The organism is Psychrobacter sp. P11G5 (assembly GCF_001593305.1).
GTDB lineage: Bacteria > Pseudomonadota > Gammaproteobacteria > Pseudomonadales > Moraxellaceae > Psychrobacter.
Window position 1 is genome coordinate 1,599,141 of sequence record NZ_CP012533.1, and the last position, 24,885, is coordinate 1,624,025.

Annotated in this window: 20 protein-coding genes; 5 read left to right on the forward strand and 15 right to left on the reverse strand. The window is 44.3% G+C overall.

Annotated features, from left to right (window positions below; genetic code table 11):
• Positions 1 to 109 precede the first annotated feature (109 nt).
• The 4 genes from AK825_RS06705 (at position 110) to AK825_RS06720 (ending at position 4,739) form a co-directional block, all read left to right on the forward strand.
• Positions 110 to 2,452: a bifunctional prephenate dehydrogenase/3-phosphoshikimate 1-carboxyvinyltransferase gene (locus AK825_RS06705; protein WP_068035661.1), complete on the forward strand. Its 2,343-nt coding sequence runs from the start codon at positions 110 to 112 to the stop codon at positions 2,450 to 2,452.
• Positions 2,453 to 2,760: 308 nt separating this feature from the next.
• Entirely contained in the window at positions 2,761 to 3,723 is a 963-nt protein-coding gene (gene rarD / locus AK825_RS06710) for an EamA family transporter RarD (RefSeq protein ID WP_068035664.1), read from the forward strand.
• A 64-nt stretch (positions 3,724 to 3,787) separates the two neighbouring features.
• Positions 3,788 to 4,198 (forward strand): dihydroneopterin aldolase, encoded by a 411-nt coding sequence (gene folB / locus AK825_RS06715; RefSeq protein WP_068035666.1) that lies wholly within the window; start codon positions 3,788 to 3,790, stop codon positions 4,196 to 4,198.
• On the forward strand, positions 4,188 to 4,739 hold the full coding sequence (locus AK825_RS06720) for a 2-amino-4-hydroxy-6-hydroxymethyldihydropteridine diphosphokinase (protein ID WP_068035668.1): 552 nt from the start codon (positions 4,188 to 4,190) through the stop codon (positions 4,737 to 4,739). The genes folB and AK825_RS06720 overlap by 11 nt, the downstream gene beginning before the upstream one ends.
• A gap of 129 nt (positions 4,740 to 4,868) precedes the next feature.
• On the opposite strand, the gene AK825_RS06725 is transcribed toward AK825_RS06720, so the two are convergent.
• From AK825_RS06725 to AK825_RS06780, 12 genes are all read right to left on the reverse strand, one after another.
• A complete protein-coding gene (locus AK825_RS06725; protein WP_068035670.1) occupies positions 4,869 to 5,603 on the reverse strand; it encodes a glucose 1-dehydrogenase in 735 nt (244 codons plus the stop codon).
• Positions 5,604 to 5,838: 235 nt separating this feature from the next.
• The gene (locus AK825_RS06730) at positions 5,839 to 6,285 is read right to left on the reverse strand and encodes a PACE efflux transporter (RefSeq protein WP_068035672.1); all 447 of its coding nucleotides are present in this window, start codon (positions 6,283 to 6,285) and stop codon (positions 5,839 to 5,841) included.
• Positions 6,286 to 6,338: 53 nt separating this feature from the next.
• Positions 6,339 to 7,235 (reverse strand): serine O-acetyltransferase, encoded by an 897-nt coding sequence (gene cysE, locus AK825_RS06735; RefSeq protein WP_068035674.1) that lies wholly within the window; start codon positions 7,233 to 7,235, stop codon positions 6,339 to 6,341.
• A gap of 152 nt (positions 7,236 to 7,387) precedes the next feature.
• Positions 7,388 to 7,831, reverse strand: coding sequence for a YtoQ family protein (locus tag AK825_RS06740; RefSeq protein ID WP_068035676.1), 444 nt, complete (start codon positions 7,829 to 7,831; stop codon positions 7,388 to 7,390).
• A 101-nt stretch (positions 7,832 to 7,932) separates the two neighbouring features.
• Positions 7,933 to 8,805, reverse strand: coding sequence for an RNA methyltransferase (locus AK825_RS06745; protein WP_068035678.1), 873 nt, complete (start codon positions 8,803 to 8,805; stop codon positions 7,933 to 7,935).
• Complete coding sequence (locus AK825_RS06750; protein WP_082787190.1) at positions 8,805 to 9,203, reverse strand: Hpt domain-containing protein; 399 nt, start codon at positions 9,201 to 9,203, stop codon at positions 8,805 to 8,807. The genes AK825_RS06745 and AK825_RS06750 overlap by 1 nt, the downstream gene beginning before the upstream one ends.
• 55 nt (positions 9,204 to 9,258) lie before the next feature.
• Entirely contained in the window at positions 9,259 to 12,972 is a 3,714-nt protein-coding gene (gene dnaE, locus AK825_RS06755; protein WP_068035680.1) for a DNA polymerase III subunit alpha, read from the reverse strand.
• Between the two features lie 306 nt (positions 12,973 to 13,278).
• Entirely contained in the window at positions 13,279 to 14,727 is a 1,449-nt protein-coding gene (locus tag AK825_RS06760; RefSeq protein ID WP_068035682.1) for an alanine/glycine:cation symporter family protein, read from the reverse strand.
• An 89-nt stretch (positions 14,728 to 14,816) separates the two neighbouring features.
• Positions 14,817 to 16,328, reverse strand: coding sequence for an aldehyde dehydrogenase (locus AK825_RS06765; RefSeq protein WP_068035684.1), 1,512 nt, complete (start codon positions 16,326 to 16,328; stop codon positions 14,817 to 14,819).
• Positions 16,329 to 16,439: 111 nt separating this feature from the next.
• The gene (gene dapA, locus AK825_RS06770; RefSeq protein WP_068035686.1) at positions 16,440 to 17,306 is read right to left on the reverse strand and encodes a 4-hydroxy-tetrahydrodipicolinate synthase; all 867 of its coding nucleotides are present in this window, start codon (positions 17,304 to 17,306) and stop codon (positions 16,440 to 16,442) included.
• A 103-nt stretch (positions 17,307 to 17,409) separates the two neighbouring features.
• Entirely contained in the window at positions 17,410 to 18,657 is a 1,248-nt protein-coding gene (locus AK825_RS06775) for an FAD-dependent oxidoreductase (RefSeq protein WP_068035688.1), read from the reverse strand.
• A 113-nt stretch (positions 18,658 to 18,770) separates the two neighbouring features.
• A complete protein-coding gene (locus AK825_RS06780; RefSeq protein ID WP_068035689.1) occupies positions 18,771 to 19,793 on the reverse strand; it encodes a proline racemase family protein in 1,023 nt (340 codons plus the stop codon).
• A gap of 447 nt (positions 19,794 to 20,240) precedes the next feature.
• Between AK825_RS06780 and AK825_RS06785 the strand changes: the two genes are divergently transcribed.
• Positions 20,241 to 21,053, forward strand: coding sequence for an AraC family transcriptional regulator (locus AK825_RS06785; protein ID WP_227514130.1), 813 nt, complete (start codon positions 20,241 to 20,243; stop codon positions 21,051 to 21,053).
• A gap of 39 nt (positions 21,054 to 21,092) precedes the next feature.
• Here AK825_RS06785 and glcF read toward each other — a convergent pair whose 3' ends face one another.
• From glcF to AK825_RS06800, 3 genes are read right to left on the reverse strand one after another with little or no spacing between them, the layout of a single operon-like run.
• The gene (glcF, locus tag AK825_RS06790) at positions 21,093 to 22,304 is read right to left on the reverse strand and encodes a glycolate oxidase subunit GlcF (protein WP_068035691.1); all 1,212 of its coding nucleotides are present in this window, start codon (positions 22,302 to 22,304) and stop codon (positions 21,093 to 21,095) included.
• A 12-nt stretch (positions 22,305 to 22,316) separates the two neighbouring features.
• Positions 22,317 to 23,375 (reverse strand): glycolate oxidase subunit GlcE, encoded by a 1,059-nt coding sequence (gene glcE / locus AK825_RS06795; protein ID WP_068035693.1) that lies wholly within the window; start codon positions 23,373 to 23,375, stop codon positions 22,317 to 22,319.
• On the reverse strand, positions 23,372 to 24,853 hold the full coding sequence (locus tag AK825_RS06800; protein WP_068035695.1) for an FAD-linked oxidase C-terminal domain-containing protein: 1,482 nt from the start codon (positions 24,851 to 24,853) through the stop codon (positions 23,372 to 23,374). The genes glcE and AK825_RS06800 overlap by 4 nt, the downstream gene beginning before the upstream one ends.
• Positions 24,854 to 24,885 lie beyond the last annotated feature (32 nt).

Sequence of the window (24,885 nt, forward strand, 5' to 3'; positions counted from 1 at the left end):
ATTATTAATTAAAAATATTATTTCTGTCATTCAATTTTTATAACGCTAATCTAAGCCTATGATTAAACTTGCGTAGGTGCATGGATTGGTTTGTTCAACGAGAAAAGCCGTGAGTAGCCAGAAAAATAATCAGAATAATAACAAACAACAGCATTTAAATGCTCAGTCGCCCTTATTTAAACAAGTTTGCGTGATTGGTCTAGGGCTAATCGGTGCCAGCCTTGCTCAAGCTATAAAAGACAATCATTTAAGTGAGCGCTTGGTTGCTGTCGATAGGCACTTGCCAAGTATTGACGAAGCCATTCAGCATGGTTTGTTAGATGCGGGTGGCACTGTATTAAGTGAAGTGGTGTCAGGCAGTGATTTGATAGTCATTGCCGTACCGGTACAGGCGGTACAAGCGGTATTTGTTGATATTAAAAACGCAATGGATAGGGGTCAGCTCGCCACAGATTGCATCATCACCGATGTTTGCAGTACCAAAGTCAATATCATTGAGGCGGCTAAAACTGTATTTACAATACTGCCTACAGGTCTTGTGCCTGCGCATCCGATTGCTGGTGCCGAAAATTCAGGGTATCATGCTCGCCGCGCCACACTATTCATTAACCATAGCGTCATTATTTGCGAGCTACCAACGACGAGTCCTGTCGCAGTTATTAAACTACGTCAGTTATGGGAAGCAGTAGGCGCCACGGTCATGGCAATGGCAGCTGACCATCATGATGCGATATTGGCTCATACCAGTCATTTGCCGCATTTGCTAGCGTTTAACCTTGTTGAGCAGTTGGCAAGTCATGATGATAATTTAGATATGTTTCGCTATGCAGCAGGTGGCTTTCGCGACTTTACCCGTATTGCCGCCAGCGATCCTAAAATGTGGCACGATATATTTTTTGCCAATCAAAGCGCGATTGTTAGCGCCCTTGATGAGTACAGCGTCTATCTACAGGACATACGCCAACTTATCATTGATAAAGATTCAACCGCCCTGATGGGACTTTTGGGCCGCGCGCAAGCCGCACGGCGACATTTTGGCCATATGTTAGCCAGCACCCCTTATACGGATACCTCTGCTATGTCAGCTTCTTACCTTATCTCTCCTAGTAACACCGTCACAGGCACTATTGCTATTCCTGGTGACAAGTCTATCTCCCATCGCAGTATTATGCTTGGTAGCCTTGCAACAGGGGTGACCAACGTTACTGGGTTCTTGGAAGGGGAAGATGCGCTCGCGACCTTGCAGGCATTCCGTGATATGGGCGTAAGCATTGAAGGACCTGATAAAGGTAAATTGACTATTCATGGCGTTGGTATGAATGGCTTGAAACCAAGCAAGACCCCACTCTATATGGGCAACTCAGGCACCAGTATGCGCCTGTTGTCTGGTATTTTAGCCGCGCAAGCGTTTGATAGTGTGTTAATCGGCGATACTAGTTTAAATAAGCGCCCAATGGAGCGTGTCGCAGCACCACTTAGAGAGATGGGTGCAGTTATTCAAAGTACCGGCCATAGTGGCACAGCGCCGTTAAGTATCACTGGGCGTGATAATGTCGGTAAGCCGCTTCAAGGTATTGAATATGATATGCCAGTCGCGTCTGCACAGGTAAAGTCTTGCTTATTATTAGCAGGATTGTGGAGCGAGGGTACAACGACCGTCACTCAACCTGAAGTTAGCCGCGACCATACCGAGCGTATGCTGTCAGCCTTTGGTTATCCTGTGACCGTCGATGGCAATCGCATTAGCGTTGAAGGCGGTGGCACGCTTACAGGCGGTGATATCGCTGTCCCTGCTGACATCTCATCTGCGGCCTTCTTTATGGTAGCCGCTGCTATCAGTCAAGATAGCGAATTGACCTTAACGCAAGTTGGTATTAATCCTACGCGTACGGGTATTATCGATATCTTAAAGCTTATGAAAGCTGATATTAGCTTGAGTAATGAAACTCACGTTGGTGGCGAACCGGTGGCCGATATCACTATTCGTAGTTCAAACCTAGTGGGTATTGAAATTCCAGAGTATCTCGTGCCACTAGCGATTGACGAATTCCCAGTATTGTTTATTGCTGCCAGCTGTGCGCAAGGTCGTACGGTGTTAACTGGTGCGAAAGAATTACGCGTTAAAGAGTCTGATCGTATTGCAGTAATGGCAGAAGGGCTACAAACCCTTGGTGTTGATTGTACTGTCACTGAGGATGGGCTAATCATCGAAGGGCAAGGTATTCAAAGTCAAAATGGTGAAGTGAATAACAACCAACCTGTATTTGGTGGCGGGCATATCACCTCGCATCATGATCATCGTATTGCGATGAGCTTTGCCGTTGCTAGTCTACGTGCATCTCAGCAAATTACCATCGAAGGGGTCGAGACGGTCAATACCAGTTTCCCAGGATTTGCAGAACTTGCCAATCAAATTGGTATGTCTATTCAAGTCGATCACGGCGATGCGTAACCATATCCAAAGTTAAGGTTTTATTTTGCTATTATCAAAAGTACTTAGACATTAATTAGATGTAGCAAAATATTAAACCTACTAAGAACAAACCTAAATGAGGGTTAATTTAAGATATTTTTAACCCTTGTAAGTTATTTTAATAATGCTGTTGTCGTTAGCAATGTGTTGATACCTAGATGGGTATTAACGCATTGCTTTTTACTTTCTATCCTATATGTAGTAACCCTGCGTTCTTACCAATAAGTTTTTATTGTCTATAAAAGCTAGGTGAGGTCGCGCTTTGCTCTAATAAGTTGTCTTGCCTTATGACTACCCAAAATGAAGTCAAAAAACCAGTAGTCCCTATTAAAACTACGAGAAGTGGTATCGTTACTGCGCTAATCGCTTTTTGTATATGGGGTGCATTTCCTTTATATTTCAAACAATTAGTGGCTTATGATGCGACAGAAATTATCGGTCACCGCATTGTTTGGACGTTTGCTTGTTTGTTAATCGTCGTGGTCGTGACCAAGCGCTGGCAGTGGATAGGTATCTTAAAGCAAAACCCAAAGTGGATAGCATTAACCTTTTTGTCAGGTATTATTATTGCGACCAACTGGCTTACTTACGTATGGGCAGTCAATCATGACCAGATACTTGAGGCAAGTTTAGGATATTTTATTGGCCCGCTAGTTGGCGTTGCGTTGTCGATGATTCTGTTCAAAGAGCGCCTGCGTACTTTACAATGGGTAGCAATTGGTTTTGCTCTGTTGTCTGTGGTTATTCAAGTGGTCATGCTCGGTAACTTGCCATGGCTATCACTCATTCTTGCATTTAGTTTCAGTACTTATGGCACTATTCAGCGCCAAACACCGCTAACTCCTGTTGATGCAATGTTCGTTGAGACCACGATGCTCGTACCCATCTTTGTTTGGTGGTTTTGGCAATCTGATGTGGTCAGTAGCCAGCTGAGTTTTTGGTTTACCCCAAGTATTTGGTTGCTCATGATCGCAGGTCCAATTACTTTGATACCGCTATTGCTATTTAATAGATCAACTAAGCTAGTTGCTTATAGTATTTTAAGTTTTATGACTTATTTAACGCCAACTTTTATTTTCCTCCTAGCTGTGTTCTATTATAAAGAGCCCTTTGATTTACAGCGTTTAGCAGTATTTGGCTTGATTTGGCTGGGTCTGTTATTATTCAGCATTGACTTATGGCGCCATCGCCCTAGTAAAGCGCTAAAAGCAGCACGTTTGCGTGAAGAGGCTTTGCAGCAAGTTAAATAAAAACTTGAGTGCAAAATTAGAATTAGAAATCTGAACTAAAAAACTAGCAAGCAAGGATGAGAGCATGTTTCATACCGAATCTGATGTGGTATTCGTAAAGGGTTTAAAAGTAGAAGCAGTAATCGGTGTCTACGCGTGGGAGCGCGCTATTACGCAACCGCTACTAATTGATATAGCGCTTGAGACCGATATCAGTAGTGCTGCTGCTTCAGACGATGTCAATGATGCGCTGAATTACAAAGCGGTCTGCGATGACGTTAGCGAATGGTGTCAAGCTATTAAGGCGCAGTTGCTTGAGCATCTAGCTGGGAAAATCGCTGATAAGCTGCTTACAAAATACGCTTGTCGTAAAATAACGTTAAGTATTGCTAAGCCAACTGCTATTAAGCAGGCTGATGCGGTTGGGGTGCAAATTACTCGTTATGCAAATACCATTGAAGACCAGCCGATTAAAGAAAAGGCTAATGATGCATAAAGCACTCACTGGTTTGAATCTTGAAACACTAAAAAAGCGCCCGCCTGAACAGTTGCAAGCACAGTCTGTGACGGCGGTGCTATTAGCTTTGGGTAGTAATTATCAAGCTGAGTACTATCTACCGCATGTACGGCAAAGTCTAGCGGCGCTAGGCGACATACAGTTGTCTACTGCGTTTCAAAACCCTGACTTTACATCGACCAAAGAGCAACCCAAACCCGACTATACCAATCAATGTGTTTATCTTGCGCTCAAATCTGAAATGACTTTACAACAGCTGCAGCAGGTTTTTAAGCAGTTTGAATGTGACTGTAATAGACAGCGTTTGACTGAGCCAACAGCACCCAATCAGATAAAACAAGTCAGCATGGATATCGATATTCTGTTGATAAAAACGGTTCTTAATGAAAATAGCCTAAGTAATAAAATAACATCTGAATGGCCAGAGCAATGGATAGTAATGGCAGATCGATATCCATTTAAGGCACATGAAAGAGCAGGGGTTGAAGAGTTGATTTTGAATGGATTTTTAAAAGGTTGAAAGCTGCTGAGATGCTGTTTAAAGCAAGGAAGGATTTATCGAAGGATGACGTTTTTCTTAAAACATCTCAAAATAAAAGCTGGGTAAAATGCCCAGCCTACAAAATTAAAGTGGTTTAGCTCTCAAAACCTACTGCGCCGTCAAACCACCATCAACGATAAATTCTGAGCCGGTTGAATAACTAGAGTCGTCAGACGCTAAGAACAGTACCATGCCGCTGACTTCTTCTGGCTGAGCAACACGTCTCATCGGAATGGTTTTGGCAAAAGCGTCTACGGCGTCTTTGGTATCGCCTTGCATAATCATCGGTGTGGCAATAACGCCTGGGTGAATGGAGTTAACGCGAATGCCGTGAGGTGCGCACTCTAATGCTGCCGCTTTGGTCATACCACGTACCGCAAATTTAGAATCAGTATAACCAATAGCGCCACCAACCAAACCGTTAATCGATGAGATATTAATAATAGAGCCTTGCTTGGCATCTTTCATCGTTGGAATGACTGCTTTCATGCCTAAAAAGACCGATACTTGGTTGATTTCTAGAATCTTATGATAGTCGTCCAAAGAAGTATCCAAGATAGATTTGTGAGTGGTGATACCCGCATTATTTACTAAGACATCAATCTTGCCGAACTTATCTTGAGTCGCATTAACGACCTGTGCCCAATCCTCTTCATTAGTGACATCATGTTTGATGAATAGCACATTATCCCCAAGCTCTTTTTCCAATGCTTCACCTTTTTCGACATTAATGTCCGTTAATACAACCTTAGCACCTTCTTCCATACACAAACGCGCATGAGTCTCGCCCATACCTTGAGCAGCACCAGTGATGATGATAACTTTATCTTGTAAACGAGCCATTATGTCTCCTAATTGGTTAAATAAAAGTCAGTGAAGTAGTCAGCAAGTATAAAACATAGTGATTTAATCTTCGTTAGTAAACCTTAAAGAGTTGTCTCAAATAAGTAAAATTATTAAATTTTTTTGAAAGGTTTGAAAGGTTTGAAAGGTTTGAAAGGTTTGAAAGGTTTGAAATTGAGGGTTGGCAGTAACAGTATAAATAATAGATGTAAAGATCGTTAGCACTACATCTGCGTTAAGCGGATTTTTCTGCAGCTATAGCTTGATAGGGAAGCGTGAATACCTTGTCAAAAAGTAAAGTGAAAACAAAGGTATATACTAAGAAAGACATAGTAAGAGAGATCTCCATGGTAAGAGCGGTCCATATGCCAACACCATACCAAAACATATAAAGCGGTAAACAGACTAAAGTAAGCCCTCCTTCAAAGAATATTGCATGGACACTGCGTATCTTAAAAGTACGAGCTTTGATTTGATTGCGTCGTTCCCAATATTCAAATAGAGTGTTGTAAATGAAATTCCAAACAACAGCGGTAATGGCTATGATAACAGCGAGTATTAATGACTGCTTTGTATCACTACCGCTTAATACGACTAAGATAAATGTTGTCAACATGACAGCAAATATCTCAAAAAGTGTGACATACAGCACACGGCGTTTGATAGGACCTAATGTAATCAATTCAAACTCCAGTGTGCTTTTTTAAGCTTTGAGGTTTGATAGAAGGCTATCAACTACTGCTGCTTATCTCCTGCCTCATCCACGTCTTCTCTATCAATGACATCTAGATCTTCTAGACATAGTTTGTCATATTCTTTTTGACAGAAATCAGGATCAATTTTGCACATCGCTTCTTGCAGCTGATCTAAACGTCTTTCCGACTGCTGGATATGATCGAGCATTTTAGCGAAAGCTTCAGCGACTGGATCTTGTGAGGAAGGGTCGATACCATAAGCTTGGAAGGCAGTTGCGCGCGCTGTACTTTGCGTAGTGGTTTTAGGTTGAGCTGCTTGTGCCGCTTTTTCCTGCTGTTTTGCATCGTCTACTTTGGTGGTGATTGGATTGCCTTTTTCATCATGATGTTCTGAAATCATGCGAGCTGCGCTACCAACCATTGTTGCGCCTGCTGGAACTGCCTTGACTACCACTGCATTAGAGCCAATTTTGGCATTCTTGCCAACCGTGAATGGCCCCAAAACTTTTGCTCCAGCACCAACAATGACACCATCTTCTAAAGTTGGATGGCGCTTACCATTATTCCATGATACGCCGCCAAGGGTGACGCCATGATATAAAGTGACATCATTGCCAATCTCAGCAGTCTCACCGATGACGACACCGACACCATGGTCAATAAAGAAACGTTTACCAATTTTGGCAGCAGGATGAATCTCAATACCGGTAATAATACGAGAGCCATAAGATATCACTCGAGCAGCAAGTTTCTGCTCGTTTTGCCATAGACAATGCGCACCGCGATGCAAAATAAGCGCATGAATGCCAGGGTAGGTTAAGATAACTTCCAGACTGTTGCGAGCAGCAGGGTCACGATTGAACACCGCATCAATATCTTCTTTTAGGTCTTGTTTGATGCTGGCGAGCGATTTGAATAAGGCGGTTGGCAATGACATAAATCATCCTATCGTATTTTTTTTGATTACAATCTCTTTAGTTATAGCATTTTCGCAGCACAAAACATAGCGATGAGTCGTAAGTAAAAACAGATTGCGCTTAAACAAAATATAAACCAGTGGCGCTTTGTTTACAGGCAATCTTTTATCATTTAGCTGTCACTGATGACGTATTTTAACAGCTCGACAACTTGCTCAGGCGTCTGCGCCCATGCCATGGCCGCTGCATCAACCTCTTTTAATGGATGAATAATATCTTCAGCGTGCAATGTAATATAAGGCTTACCCAGTGCGGCACAGTAGCCAGCATCAAATGCTGCGTTCCACTGCTTATATTTATCGCCAAAGCGAATGATAGCGATGTCGCATTTTTGGATCATGTTTTTGGTGCGAATCGCATTAACCTTTGATGACTTATGATCGCGCCAGAATCCATTTTCCTCTTTACCCAGCACATCACCGGCGGCATCGCTGGCTTCATGCTCAGTCACTGCTGATGTAAAGGTAATAGCAAGACCATGGTCTTTCACGCCTTGCATGATTTTCTGTCGCCAGTCGGTGTGTATTTCTCCGGACAAATAAACATTCCAATTCATTATTAATTCCTCTTTATTATTAATCCATATGACTTGCAAAAAAGTACTACTGGTGCTAATTCCGAAAAACTCAATGCCCCAAACTTTGCGCCTTAGAAGATTTAGTCTTTTGCAAGTTTGGCAATTAACGCGCTTAGTAGTTGATATTCTTTTTGATCGAGCTGGATACGTGAGCCAAGTCGAGACAAGCGCGAGGGTAATGATTTTAAGTTTTCACTGTCAGCCAATTTGCGTTGAACCATTAATGCGGTGGTACGCTCAGTAAGCTGTTGCAATTGCTGCTGAGTAATCGCTGGCTCATCCCATTGCTGGCGCGTATAAGTATTGAGCATAGGTTGTCCTATCGTCTCTAGACTATCAGTCACATCTAATTTATCATAATCGGCTTCGCTATCAGTTTTAATATGTGTTTGTGCGTAAGCAAAGATAAAACTGGCAATCACTTGGACAGCTGATGCCACATTAAGCACTGGATAAGCAGGATTGGCGTCAATCTGAACATGGTAATCTGCATAAGCCAATTCTTCGTTGGTTAGACCGCGATCTTCACGACCAAACAAAACGGCGATATTAGGTTTATCAGTAGAAAAAGTGGACTGCTTATCGATAAAATCGAACATAATTTTGGCGGCTTGCGTGGGCGTTACTACAGGGCGCGGCAAATGACGACTGCGACTACTGGCGGCAAAGACCAGCTGACAATCTGCTATCGCAGACTCTAGCGTTGGCGCTATCAAAGCTGATGATAGCAGCTCACTACCGCCTGCTGCATGAGAGACGCTGGTTTCATCAATCGGTAGCTTAGGATCAACGACTGTCAAACGAGATAATCCCATGGTATGCATCGCGCGTGCGGCTGAACCAATATTAGCAGGCAAGGTCGTATTGACCATGACGACTTGTAAGCAAGACAGGTAATCAGTAACAGTAGATATTGATGGGGTAGGCGATGCTGGTAAGGAAGAAGTGCTCATTAGTAACTCATTCTTTTATTAATCTCTTGTTCAGCGTGCTGCAATGCCAATGATATGTTTTCTATAAGAGCTGCTTGCTGGTTAATCTTTCGCTCGCGGCAGTATTCTTGCAACTGATCACTGAGCGCTACCAATTGAGTCGCACCTATATTCGCACTAGCACCTTTAAGAGCATGAGCGGCTTCAAAACCGTTAGCATTATCATCGGCTGCTTGTGTCGCACGTAGGGTTACAATACGCTGCTGACTGTCAGTAATATAAGTCTGTATCAACTCTGCAAAATCTTCTTCAAACAGATCACGCATATCTTCAAATTGCTCATGATTAATAATGTCATTGTCTAAACTATTATCTAAGTCATTGTTCATAATATTGTTTTTAACATCAGCTCCGGTCATAATTCCATATCCAGTAAGGTCAGAGTGGGGGTTTTAATTTGTTATATTTATAGTACTAACTATAATGAAAATATATATTTTCTTCGTTAATCATGCTTTTTAGCTGCTGTAAATTATCATCGTTAGGATAGACACGCCAATGCTCCGATAGCCCCACATTAGCAATGCCATACTCTTCGTAAATGCTCAGACCAAGCGGTAGACAGTTATCATTGATTGAGGCATCAGTATTACTCAGAGCGTTATTGACATAGCTGCTGCCATTATTAAGCACATCCTGATTCATATCATTCTCTAGCACCAATAAGTCATTGCCGTCTTCATCGTACAAACTGCCACCCATTGCAGGGTCGTAAACGGCACTGTTACTATTGCCGTCTTGTTCGTCCTGATCATTGTTATAAGCTAAGCGTGGCGCAGGTATGATACCCGCTTGCGCCGATTTAAGAAGTGGTTGCAAGCGTGTCAGCAGATTAATATCACTGCCGTGGACTTTGATACTGATTTTTTTCAGCCAACGCAAGCGCGCATCAACCATACTCATTGCATTATCAAGGCGGGCAAATAGACGACCATCGCGCTCACGAATGCTGCCTTTGATGATGACCACTTCATCCACCTTTAACTGTTCTTTAACGCGGTTAAAACGTTCAGCATAGCAGCTAACTTCCAGTCTTGAGGTTCCGTCATCTAAGATAATCACATTACGATTACCAAAATTGGCGATATCAATAATTAATCCGGCAAAATAGCAACTGCCGTTATAGCCAGTGTCCGTTAGCTTATCGAGACGTGCGCCTGAGGTATAGCGTTTGATCTCATCTAAGTATTCATTGATTGGATGGCCAGTTAAATACAGTCCTAAGGTGTTTTTCTCCGCTTTTAAACGGTGCTTATCACCCCAAATTAATTCTGGGGTCATGACCAATGGCGGTGCAGCAACCACACCATCCATTTCACCAAATAAGTCCATCATACCAATTTCGCGGTTCTGACGGTCTTGTTCAGCGGCTTGTACGGCGCTTGGTAATTGACTCATTAACGCACCGCGAATCTCGTAAGCTTCATCGGCTGGCAAGTCAGGACGTAGGGTAGCCGCAAAATCATCAAAGCAGCCGGCACTGACTAATGCTTCAAGGGTACGTTTATTAACTTTTTTGATATCGACGCGACGGCAGAAGTCATATAAATCTTTAAACGGACCTTCACGGCGACGCGCATCAACGATAGACTCAACTGCACCTTCACCAACGCCTTTAATCGCACCCAAGCCATAAATGATATTGGTCGGGGTATCGGCGACGAAATGCCACTCACTGCGGTTCACCGATGGATTGACCACGGTTAACTCAAAGTTTTCACGGCAATCATTAATAAAGAACACGACGTTGTCGGTGTTGTTCATATCGGAAGTTAGTACTGCTGCCATAAACTCAGCAGGGTAATACTGTTTTAGATAAGCGGTTTGATAAGCTAGTACTCCATAAGCGGCAGAATGCGAGCGGTTAAAACCGTAGCCCGCGAATTTCTCCATCAAATCAAAGACGCCACCTGAGGTAACTTCATCGATACCTTGCGAGGTTGCACCAGTGACGAAAATGTCGCGCTGTTTGGCCATCTCTTCAGGTTTCTTTTTACCCATGGCTCGGCGTAACATATCCGCACCGCCTAAGCTATAGCCTGCCATCACCTGCGAGATTTGCATCACCTGTTCTTGATAGACAATAACGCCGTTGGTGTTTTCTAAAATCGGCTCAAGATTAGGATGGTCATAAATGACTTCCTCACGACCATGCTTACGGTCGATATACATCTCTACCATGCCAGCATCGAGCGGACCCGGACGATAGAGCGCACACATGGCGATCACATCTTCGATATTAGTCGGTTGTAATTTCGCCAAATACTTTTTCATACCCATACTTTCAAGCTGAAAGACGGCAGTGGTCTTGGCATCTTGCAAGAGCTTGTAGGCTTTTTTGTCATCTAATGGCAAGTCTTCTAACACCAACGCTTCTTTGCCTTCTTTAGCACGGCGCAAGTTGATGTTTTCTACCGCAGCATTAATGACGGTTAAGTTACGTAGACCCAAAAAGTCAAACTTCACCAGACCAACCGCTTCGACATCATCTTTATCAAACTGACTGACACGGTGACCATCGTCATCACAATAAATGGCGCTAAAATCGGTAATTTTATGCGGGGCAATTAGGACGCCACCGGCATGTTTACCGACGTTTCGGCAGACACCTTCAAGCTTAATTGCCATCTCCCAAATCTCAATGGCATCTTCATAATCCATATTGTCAGGGTTGGAGATTAAGTCTTTAAGCTGCGGCTCTTGCTCGAGCGCTTGGCTGAGCGTGATACCGGGGGTTTTTGGAATCAATTTAGATAGTTTGCTGGCAAGAAAGTAAGACTTACTTTGTACCCGCGCCACATCTCGTACCACCGCTTTTGCCGCCATGGTACCAAAGGTGATAATCTGCGAGACCGCTTCACGACCATAAGTTTGCGCAACATAATCAATAACGCGGTCACGACCTTCAATACAAAAGTCAATATCGAAATCGGGCATTGAGACACGTTCAGGGTTTAAGAAACGCTCGAATAATAGATCGTAATGGATAGGATCGAGGTCGGTAATGTTTAACGCATAGGCGACTAGTGAGCCAGCACCAGAACCACGGCCTGGTCCAACAGGTACGCCATTGGCTTTTGCCCAGCGGATAAAGTCCATAACGATTAAGAAGTAACCGGGAAAGCCCATTGATAAGATAACTTCGAGCTCATATTCTAAGCGTTCATCATATTTTTGGCGAATATCCTGCCAATTGTCACCGCGTTCCTCAATCGGAAATAGTTTATCCAATCGATTATTAAGGCCTCGTATTGACTCCGCGCGGAAAAACGATTCAATCGTCTCGCCTTCAGGGACAGGGAAATCGGGCAGGACGTTAATACCAAGGGTCAAGGTCACATTACAGCGAGTTGCTAAACGTAAGGTATTATTAATAACCTGCGGAAGATCAGAAAATAAATGCTCCATCTGCGCTTGGGTCTTAAGATATTGCTCATCTGAATAAGTTTGCGGACGATTGAGGTCAGCGAGCACGTAGGAGCCTGCGATACAAACGCGCGCTTCATGAGCATCAAAATCGTCTTGCTCTAAGAAGCGCACATCGTTATGAGCAATAATAGGAATATTGTGTTTGGCACCTGAGTGGATAGCAGCCTGAATGAAGGTATCTTCCCCTGATCGATTGGTACGCTTGATGGCAAAGTATAAGCGATCATCAAACTGTGCTTGCCATTCTGCCAGCAGCTCATCGGCTTTTTCTGGCATAGAGCCGACCAGCGCCTGACCGACATCTGACTTTTCGGTGAAGAGAACGATAACACCTGCTGCATGCTCTAAAATATGGCTGCGTTTGATGACAGGCACACCATGATTGGCAGCGTCAGCGCGTCCTTCAGTGAACCCAAGGGATACTATACGGGTAATGTTTTGATAGCCCTCGTTATCCATCGCTAGCAGGGTTAGCCGCGTGTCTTCATTCTCCATGATGACTTCGCTACCGATAATCGGCTTGATACCAGCACCTAGGCAGGCACGATAGAACTTCACCGTGGCATAAAGGTTGGATAAATCAGTTAACGCCAGCGCGCGTTGATTATCCGCCGCCGCAGCTTTGATAAGCGGCTTGATGCGCACGATAGAATCGGTGATCGAATATTCGCTGTGAATGCCAAGGTGTACAAATGCCATAGAGGACTCTTACTGATACGATCAAAAGGAAATAGATTATTAAGAATATAAATTTATTATTATCAATGCTTTAATTGGTATTTTAGAATTAATTGGAAGTAAGTAAGACGTCGATAGCCATATTTATTCCTTTTAAATTTAGCTGCTAATAATAGCATTATTTGGTACGTACAGCCACCGATTCAGGGGTATGAAATCGAATGGATGATTTTTGGTAATGGGTTTGATTATAGAAAAAAGCCTTCTATATCATAATGATGTAGAAGGCTCTGATAGGCGAAAGATTTACGATTATTTAGCTAATATTTAACGCTTATCATGTTTATCACTATACTCTATCCAGAAGTCTGCATTTTCAACGCCTGCTTTTCTAGGGTCAAAGACAGGATCAAGTCCCAGCTTCATTTGTTCATCGTAGTCTTTTAATACTTTTAGCGCCGTTTTGCTGAGTAAGACGATGGCGATGAAGTTAAGGTAACACATACTGCCGAAACCAATATCGCCTAGCGCCCACATCATACCTACTGACTGTATACTACCGCTAAAGCAAACGATTAAAAATACAATTTTTAGTAACGGTTTTAAGATAGGATAGCGCATCTTGCTGTCTAGATATACCATCGTTGTTTCAGCGATATAGTAATAAGCAATCAAGCAGGTAAAGGCAAATAAGAAGATGGCAATAGCGACGAAGCCACTACCATATTGGCTAAATACCGTTGAGACTGCTGCTTGGGTAAACGCCGTTCCAGCTGCAATGCCTGGCATGTTTTCAACCAGCACCAAGCCTTCTGCGGGAATGACGTTGTACATGCCTGTCGATAAAATCATTAGGGCTGTTGCGGTACAGACGAGCACAGTGTCAATGTAGATAGAGAAACTTTGCACTAAACCTTGCTTGGCAGGATGTGAGACTTCTGCTGCCGCTGAACTGAAAGTGGCTTCGCCTGCACCAGCAACGTTTGAGAATACAGCACGGCGCACACCCCAAGATATTGCTAAACCAACAATACCGCCAAAGACAGCATCCATACCAAACGCACTTTTGAAGATAAGCGCGAACATGGCTGGTAGGTTTGAGGCGTTAAACACTAAGACGATGATCATCATCAAAACATAGCCGATCGCCATAATAGGCACGACCTTGCCAGCGAAGCTTGCAATACGTTTTATGCCACCAAATATGATAAATGCTAACAGCGCAACGATAATGAAACCAGTTGCAACAGGTGGGATGTTAAAAGCAGTATTAAAAGAATCAGCGATGGTGTTGGCCTGTACGCCAGGCACCAAAACACCATATGATAGGCAGGTAACAGCCGCAACGACAATGGCAAAAGGCTTCATTTTGAGCCCACGCTCGATATAAAAGGGTGAGCCGCCACGATACTGGTCATCAACGGTATGCTTATATACCTGTGCAAGTGTTGACTCGATAAAGGCACTGGCACCGCCAAGCAGACCCATGACTATCATCCAAAATACTGCGCCAGGTCCACCAGCTGCGATTGCGGTGGCAACCCCTGCAATGTTACCGACGCCGATTCGGCCTGATAAGGCCATACTAAAGGCTTGGAATGAGCTAATACCTTGGGTTGATGTTTGCTTGTCAAACAACAGCCTAACCATCTCTTTGAGATAGCGAAACTGGACACCGCGAGTCATCACGGTAAAATAAATGCCGACACCGAGTGCTAAATAAACTAACGCATCGCTCCATATATAGCCGACGATGGTATTAATAATCGCTTCCATGGCCTTACTTCCCTGTAAGTATGTGACTAAAGGCTTAAATCATTTAAGCTGTTTTTTTTATTGATGACTGTACTGACTGAACACGCTTGTTAATTAACCAGCCAAATAGTCTTGGTCTGTGCGTATTGTGATAAGGCTTCTAAACCATTGTCACGACCGCCAAACCCTGATTGTTTATAGCCACCAAATGGCGTGGTGATATCACCTTCGGAAAAACCATTGATGGAGACTGTGCCTGCTTTAATGGACGATGCCACACGATAAGCGCGCTTGATGTTCTGAGTATAAAAAGAAGCGGCGAGCCCATAGTTGGTTTCATTGGCTAATTTGATGGCTTCTTCTTCAGTCTCAAAGCTTGTCACCGCCAGCAAAGGACCAAATACTTCTTCTTTAAATAAGGTCATGTCAGCACTGACATCATCAAAAATAGTCGGCTCGATATACCAGCCACTGCCTAAATCTTCACGAATGTTGCCACCTGCAACGATCGTTGCACCTTCCTCTTTTGCGGTCTGTAAATAATGCGAAACCTTGTCGAAGTGGGCTTTTTCTATCATAGGACCAATGGCGGTATCAGAGTCATAAGGTGATCCGACCTTCCAATCTTTCAGGCCATTTTTTAGCTGCTCAAGTAGCGCCTGCTTTTGGCTGCTGTGGACTAATAAGCGTGAGCCGCAGCTACAGTTTTCGCTCATATTCCAAAACGCGGCCGATAAGATATCGTTAATAGCGGCGTCATCAAGTACGGCATCATCAAAGACTATTTGTGGGCTTTTACCACCGCATTCTAAGACGATCTCTTTTAGATTGCTTTGGGCCGAGTATTGTAAGAACAGACGTCCGACCTCTGTTGAGCCGGTGAACGACACCATATCGACATCCATATGTTGACCAAGTGCTGCACCGACATTTTCACCAAGACCGCAGACCATTTGCAGCGCTTCTCTGGGCACGCCAGCTTCATAGGCAAGCTCGGTTAAACGGTAGGCAGATAAAGAGGTCAGCTCAGCGGGTTTAACAATGACGGAGTTGCCCATAATAAGAGCAGGGGCGACTTTCCAAGCGTACATTTGGGCTGGAAAGTTCCAAGGTAATACCGCACCAACGACACCAATTGGCTCTTGCACAATAAGTCCTAAAGCTGCGTTACCTGTCGGCGCGACTTTACCAAATACCTTATCAGCTGCTTCGGCATACCATTCAAAAGTCTCAATAGTCGCTGGCATGTCAGTGTTTAAGCATTCGGTAATCGGCTTGCCCGCATCCACACAATCTAATGCTGCCAGCTCTTCGAAATGCTCATGCATTAGTGCACACCAGCGCTGCATAACAGCCTTACGCTCAGCTGGAGCCAGACGACGCCATTCACCACTTTCAAAACTATCGCGGGCGATTTGCACGGCAGTATCGACATCATCGCTAGTACCCGAGGCAATCTGACCGATAACACTATTATCAATAGGCGTGTAATTGTCTAAAGTCGCTTCTGATAAATTATCAGCCGCTATTAAATGTCCAGCCCACAGCTGTTGCTGTTTTGCTTTCTCAAATACTTGCTCTTTAGTGGTTTGTTGTTTAGTAGCTTGTTCTTTAGTGCTCATTTTTCTAATCCTTGTCTGCTAAGTTTGATGCCATCGATTCGAATTTTGAATACGGCATCAAATTTAGCGTTGGTTATCCTTAACTTTGTTTTTACTAAGCTGAGCTGAGTGCTATTTAGACAGTAGGGCTAAAAACTCTGCTTTTTCGTCTTCTGGCATGTCAGTTAATGGCACGCGCACTGAACCGACATCCATGGTGCCGTTTAAGCAGCCCGCTTTGGCCTTTTGGTTGTAGTTGCCAGATTCCATAGAATGAATAGCAGGATAAATCTCGCTCATAATTTGCTTGGCTTTATCCCAGTCGCCTTGCTGGGTGGCGTTAAATAATGCAACTTGCTCTGCTGGGAACACGTTCGCTGCGCCCGCAATCCAGCTTTTTGCACCCCAAAAGAAGAAATCAACGGGCTGATCATCACAGCCACAAACCACCTCAAAGTCATCAAAATTAGCTTGCAGCATGCGTAGCGCATGACTAAAGTCGCCGCTACTTTCTTTTACGCCGACGATGTTAGGGTGCTTAGCTAGATGAGCAACAGTATCAAATTCAATGGCAACGCCGACACGATCTGGGAAGTTGTACATAATAATCGGCAGCTCACTGGCATCCGCGACTTTTTCGAAGTGAGCGATGACACCATCTTGTTCGGGTAGGCTATAAGGAGGTGCAGATAGCATAAGGCCGTCATAACCTAGTGCTTTGGCTTGTGCGGCAAGCTCAATAGAGTGGTCAGTCGATAAACTATTGATACCAGCGATGAGGGTGACCTTATCCTTTGCGGCTTCGGCGATAGTGGTCAACACCAGCTCACGCTCTGCTGCCGAAAACGTGTAATATTCACCCGTGGTACCGCAAGCAACGATACCGGCTACGCCTTTTTCAATAAAGGCTTCGACCAGTGTCGTTAATTTTTGCGCATCAACGTTGCCGTTATTGTCAAAAGGGGTGACGATTGGGACTAAAATTCCATTTATGTTCATGAGACTATCCTTATTGGTGTTGATATTGTTGGTGATTTAATGGTTAATGGTTAATGATGAATCGGTTGATTTTTGCTTGGTTCATAACCGTTTAATAAATAGCTTATTTAAAGCGGGCCAGTTGATACGGTTTTGGATCGATAGTATGGTCTTCATCAAAATAGTATTCGGCAATCATTTGCGCACTAATGACGGCTTGCGTTAAACCTAAATGCTGATGACCAAAGCTTAAAAACACACGCTCGATTTTGTCGATGACGGGTAAGGAGTCTGCGGTTGATGGACGAAAACCCATCCATGACACGCTATCGCTAGCATCTAATGGAGCTTTTAACATAGGCTGCGCATGTTGTAGAAGTATTTGTGCTCGCTGCATATTGGCAGGTGCGTCAAGTCCTGCGTACTCCACCGTACCCGCCAAACGTAGTCCTTCTTGCATCGGGGTCATGACGAAGCGCCGATCCAAACTCGATACGGGAATCTGTAAGCGCGCGCTTTCATGAGGTAGCATCAAGTGATAACCACGTTCGGTATCTAAAGGGATGTTGACGCCTGTTAGTTGCTTGGCCAAGGCTTTAGAGTGGGCGCCTGCTGATAGCATCACTTTGGACGCTGTCATATCACCTTGACTGGTCGTTAAATGAATACCCTCTGCATCACTGGTCGCAGCAAGGACGAGGCAATGTTCAATGACATGACCGCCTAACTGTCTAAAGGTATTATGAAGCTGATTAATGACGGCTTTTAAATTGGTGATATGTCCTGTATTTGGGAAAAATAACGCTGCTAACTGGTTATCCTGTAAAGCAGGTTCACGCTCTAATAAAGCCTCTTTGCTCAGCAGCTCATTGCTCACATCAATGTCATTGAGACGCTTACCGTGTGCTGTTAATAGCTCAAGACTACTAGGCTTTTCAACCGTTAATAACGAACCTTTCACTTCAATCCAGTTATTCAGCTGCCACTGCGTCGCAAAGTCTTGCCACGCTTGCAGGCTGTTTTGATTTAAGCTTAGCAATGCTTGATGAATCCGCTCAAATGGCTCAGGGCGCATATTCATCAGCAGCTGCATTGCCCACGGCATCAAACGAGGCAGATAGCGCCAGTCTATGCGCAGCGGTCCAGTCGGATTCAATAACATGGCGGGTACATGACGGAGCATGCTGGCATCAGCAATGGGGAATACTTGCTCGGTAGCGATATGACCGGCGTTACCTAATGATGCGCCTTGCCCCACTTCATTGGCGTCCAGCAGTGCAACCTTTACGCCTCGCGCTTGCAACGTCACCGCAGCCGCTAGACCGATAATGCCGCCTCCAATGATATGTAAGTCGAAGTTTGAGGTAGTCATAATTTTTCTCGATTACGTTCTTCTGATTAAGCACTCTTAATAGTGTTTACGCGTTTATCAATATATATGTCACTAATAAATCATTTCGCTTAATAAATAATGCTACGAATCAGCTAAGATCGAATTCCCCATTTAAAGGGATCATTTTCTTGCACAATGAGTGTGGTCTCAGCACAAACATAAGCATGACCACAAATCGTTGGGATAATGGTCTGTTCAGGATAAGCTATGCCAACTGCATTATTGAGTTTAGTACTAAGATCAGTATTGAGCTCAGTATTAAGTTCAGTTGCATACTGATAACTGCCAGTAAATACGCTGCCGACTACGCCTTGTTGCTGCCAAAGTTGTTCAGGTGCTAGACGGTTGTCAGCAGCTAGGCAAGCAAGTTTGGCGCTAGTACCGGTACCACAAGGAGAGCGATCGTAAGCTGAACCTGGGCATAAAACGAAGTTTTTACTATCGACTTGCGTATCATCGCTATCGGCAAATAACTCGATATGGTCAATCTCGCCGCCGTTTTTGCCAGTGATATTAGCAGTGATTAATGCTTGCTTAATTTGCATGGTTACTTGAGTCAGTTTTTCGACATTATTTGCTTGAATGTCTTGTCCATGCTCACTGACTAAAAAGAACCAGTTGCCACCCCAAGCGATATCACCACGGATAAGGCCTAATTCAGGAACTTGAACCTCAACTTGTTTTTTATAACGATAAGAAGGTACGTTTTGTACACTGCAGCTGCCATCATCATGTAAGGTTGCTTTAACCAGACCTACAGGAGTCTCTAGCCAGTGCACTCCTGCCGATATCTTCTGTTGATAAGCTAATGAAACAATAACGCCAATCGTACCGTGCCCGCACATGCCCAAATAACCAGCATTGTTAAAAAAGATAACGCTCGCTGTGGCTTTAGGGTCAGTTGCAGGAAAGAGTAGCGCACCGACAAGGACATCATTGCCGCGTGGCTCTAAGATGATACTTTGACGCAGATGGTCAAAGTTCTGCTTGAAGGATTGCAGCTTATCTTGAATAGTATCGCCGACGAGGTCAGGAAATCCGTCATAGACCATACGAGTAGGCTCACCGCCCGTATGCGAATCAATAATTTTAAAATTAAATAATGTAGAAGACATGACCGACGCCCTAATTCATCCGTGAAAAAGTTACATTCCGTTTTTTATGCATGAGACCTAATGGTTTTAACTTAACAGCCAATAGTTGGCTCTTATTTGTTAAGGTCTATGTATAGAGTGGACTTTTTTAGAGAGAGCGTCTTGCTGTTTTTTCATGGATAAATGCGTATTTCTGCATAGTGGCTCAGTGTACACTAGAGAAGTCTGTGCCTATAAACTGGTAGTAAAATAGTCAGTTCGAAATAAAGTCGATACGTTAATAGCCAAGTGCTGCTGCGATAAATTTTTTGCAGCCTCTGTCACGCTTGCGAACAGCACGCAAGAAAAATTTACCGCATCAGCACTGTATCGGTTTTAAAGTGGATCAACTATAGATATACGTAAAATAGTCTGCGAGTTATTAATGTTTGGCTGAGTGTAAAATTAATATGACAAGGATGACATACGATGACAGATGTAATAACAGATGTAATAGAAGATACAGCGCTTGCTATGCTTACCACGTCATTGCAGCAGAATATGACTGCTTACTATCCCGACAGTAGCGAGGCTTTTATTGGTAATGTCTCATTATTGCTGCCGCTGCTGAATACTTTGACCAATGTGGTGTTTTTTGTGAAAGATGACCAGGCACGTTATCAGCTGGCAAACAAAACTTTGTTAAAACGCTGTCAGTTGAGTCAGCACGAAGATATCGTAGGGTTTACCACAGAGGAGGTGTTTTCGCATCGACAGAGTAGGGATTATATTTTGCAAGATATGAAGGTATTACGAGAAGGCAAGTCTATCGTTGATAACTTAGAGCTGCACAGTTATGCGTCTGGTCAGTTAGGTTGGTGTATTACCAATAAACTGCCCATTTATAATAAGAGTCAACAAATAATCGCGATGGTTGGTATTTCGGTCGATATTGATGAAGATAACGAGCGCGTTTTGCGTAAACACGCTCGCTTGGCTGAAGTGTCTCAGTTTGTACGAGGGCATCTTGATCAGAAAATCAATATCGCCCAATTGGCTGACTTGGCTAATTTGAGTGTATCGCAGCTAGAGCGTACCTTTAAGGCTGTACTGAATATGTCGCCATTACAGTTTGTGCAAAAGCTGCGCTTAGAATATGCGATTAAGCTCTTGGCGATGCCTGAGATGTCAGTTACTCAGATATCGTTGAACTGCGGTTATAGTGATCATAGTGCTTTTAGCCGCCAGTTCAAACAGTTCACGGGAATGTCGCCTACTCAGTTTCGCCAAACTTACCTATAATTAAAAAACTAACTTAATAACTTATTACTTTGGATCTAATTACTGCGGATCCAACAATTCAATCCAGTGCTTCACTGGTATGCTTGATCGGCTACTTAGATGTAGTTGGCAACCTATGTTAGCGGTCACTATCTGCTCTGGATGACCAATCGTCAAGTCCGCAAGCTTATTAGTTAGTAATTGCTCACTCAGCTTAGGCTGCAGTATCGAGTAGGTTCCAGCAGAGCCGCAGCATAAATGTTTGTCTTTAGTAGGCGTGAGCTCAACACCTGCCTGTTGCAAAATCTGTTCAACTAAGCCGCTCAACTGCTGAGCATGTTGCAATGAGCAAGGACAATGTACGGCTGTTTTGCGCTCTTTATCTTGCAATTGTAGCTGACTCAAATCTTCCTTAACTAATATTTCCCCAAGATCACGGGTAAGCTCGCTAACCCGTTGTGCTTTAACGGCATAATCTGGATCATACTGTAGTTTTTCGCCATAGTCTTTGACCATCGAGCCACAGCCAGAAGCACTGATAACAATGGCTTCTACGCCCGCCTCAATATGGGGCCACCACGCATCGATATTGCGGCGCATGAATGCCAGTCCCTCTTCATGGGCTGGCATGTGATAACTGACGGCACCGCAGCAACCAGCTTCAGGTGCGGTAAATAAGCTAATATCTAGTTTATCGAGTACCCGAGCGGCCACAATATTGGTATTTGGAGTTGCTGAGGGCTGCGCGCATCCTGCTAATACCAACATCCGGCGCGTATGCTGCTGGGTCGGCAATGCGCGCTTAATTTGTTTAATCGGTACTTGTTGCTTTAAATCATGAGGCAAAAAGGATCGAACCAGTTGTCCTAAGCGTAATAAAAGCCCGAAGCGCTTCGGATAGGGCAGGACTTGGCGTATCAACCAGCGCAGTAGCTTCTGCTGTAGTGGTCTCTCTAATTGCTCCTCCATGATGCCGCGACCTATTTCAGCTAAGCGCCCGTATTTTACGCCAGAAGGACAAGTGGTTTCGCAACTACGACAGGTTAGACAACGGTCTAAGTGCGTTTGCGTTTTTTCGCTAACGTCACCGGTCTCAAGCAACTGTTTGACTAAATAAATACGTCCACGTGGGCCATCTCTTTCGTCGCCCAATTCTTGATAAGTAGGGCAGGTCGCATTACAAAATCCACAGTGTACGCAGCTGCGTAAGATGGCATCCGCTTCTTTGATTTCCGGATGATCTAGATACTTCACATTAATTTGGGTACGCATAATATTTTCCTATTACATCCAACTATAGAGACGACCTGGATTAAAAATACCTAGCGGATCAAAAGCATGTTTGAGCCGTTGATGCAGTCCGCGCAGTGCCTCGGGTTGAGTATGAAATACCTCTTGTAGTCGATCACCACCACTATAAAGACTCACTTGACCGCCCATACTGTTGGCAAGTGCTTCCAATGATTCAGTATCGAAATCACCGCGCAGCCAACGTTGGCTGCCACCCCAATCCACCAGCCACTCTTTATCTGGAAATACATGCTCAGCATTACTATTGACCGAAAACCGCCATAAAGGAGCATGACCTGAAAAGTAGTCTAACTGCTGCTCGCGTAGCTGCGTCCATAGGGTGTCTGATTCTTCTAGAATTTTACCTTGCCACTGCTTAACGGTGCTCTCGACTGCACTACGCGCGCCCTCTAAACGTAAATAAAGATGATTCTCAAACCAACAAGCGCCCGTCAAAGGATTTGGTAAACCTGCCAAACGGTTCATCTCTTTGATAGCCTGCGTTGCCTCCATTTCACGTTTGAGAGTCATAGTAGCAGCAGGTTTGGGCATGACCTTTAAGCTGACCTCGCTAATGACACCTAAAGTCCCCATCGCTCCAGCCTGCATTCTTGAGACATCATAGCCGGCTACGTTTTTCATCACTTGACCACCAAAGCGCAGCGCTTCGCCTCGACCATTAATCAGGCGAATACCGAGGACGTGATCTCTTACCGAACCATTCCAAGGACGTCCTGGTCCTGACAGGTGACATGCTAGCGTGCCCCCTAAAGTCGCCTGCCCATCAAATAGCGGCGGCTCAAACGCCAATCTCTGATTGTGTTCACTCAAAGCGTTATTAATCTCAGTTAACGGAGTACCTGCTCGTGCAGTCAACACCAGCTCAATCGGCTCGTAACTAACAATACCACTGTGCTCAGCAATGTTAAGCGGGACGCCCTCGGGCGTGCGACCCATAAATTCCTTGCTACCACCGCCAACTATTTGCAATTTGCTACCATCACTACTGGCCTGTTTAATTCGCTCAATCAGTTCAGCACTTATATCTTTCATGCCGGTGCTCCCTGTTGTGGCGGCTGACTCACTGAATCGTCCATTATCTTATCAAGCGACCGATATTCCTGACAATTTTTTAGGACAGGAATGCCTTTACCTGGATTAAGCATACCATCAGGATCAAAAGCAAATTTAATAGCATGAAATTGGCGTAATTCCTGCTCATTAAATTGCACACGCATTTGGCGGATTTTTTCTATACCAACACCGTGCTCACCAGTGATACAACCACCTACCTTGACACAAAGCTCTAAGATACGAGCGCCAAATTCCTCAGTTTTTTCAAGCTGACCAGGCATATTGGCATCGAATAATATCAGAGGATGCAAGTTACCATCACCCGCATGAAAGACATTGGCCACGCGCAAATTATAGTGCTCGGAGAGTTTTTGCATTTCAGTCAATACATGCGCCAGTTGGCCGCGAGGAATAGTGCCATCCATGCAATAGTAGTCGGGTGAGAATCGGCCTACCGCTGGAAAGGCAGACTTACGACCTTTCCATAACAAAGCACGTTCCGCCTCGCTTTGAGAAACTCGAGTTGAGGTGGCACCTAGTTGAGTGAAGAGCTGTTCAACTTCGATGATTTGTTCTTGAACCTCAATTGCCGTACCATCTAATTCACATAAAAGCAGCGCCTTAGCATCGGTAGGGTAACCCGCTTGCGCAAATGCTTCGGCCGCTATAATGGCATAGCTATCCATCATCTCAAGCCCCGCTGGGATAATCCCTTTAGCAATGATTTCGCCTACGGCATCGCCTGCCGTCTGTACGTTATCAAAACAGGCCATAATGACCTGCGCCTTTTCGGGGCTGGGTAATAATTTGACCATGACTTCAGTAACTATTCCTAACAATCCCTCAGAGCCAGTTATCAAGGCCATAAGATCAATGCCGTTACTATCAAGTCCTTCACTACCAATGCTTATCAAATCACCTTCGACCGTCACCATTTCTACTTTTAATAAGTTATGTACCGTGAGCCCATACTTGAGGCAATGCACGCCGCCGGAGTTTTCGGCGACGTTGCCTCCTATCGTACAAGCAATTTGGGAGGAGGGGTCCGGACCATAATACAAGCCATGTACGGAGGCCGCCTCACTAATGGCTAAGTTACGTACGCCTGGCTGCAAGCGTGCCGTGCGGGCTAGAGGGTCTATCTCGAGAATATGCTTAAAACGAGACAGTACTAACAGCACGCCATCAGGATTTGGCATGGCACCGGCACAAAGACCTGTGCCTGCTCCGCGAGCTACTACTGGAATCTGATAACGATGGCAAATACGCATGACTTCTTGTATCTGCTCGACCGTATCGGGCAAGACGACTAACAGCGGCATATCACAATAGACAGACAGCCCATCACACTCAAAAGGCTTTTGGGTTTCCTCATCACTGATCACATATTCAGGCTCAATAAAAGCGCGAAACATAGCCACTAATGTGGCTTTATCAGGTCTTTTGCTCTCAATCATATGGCTCTCCTTAGCGAAATGAATGAATTTTA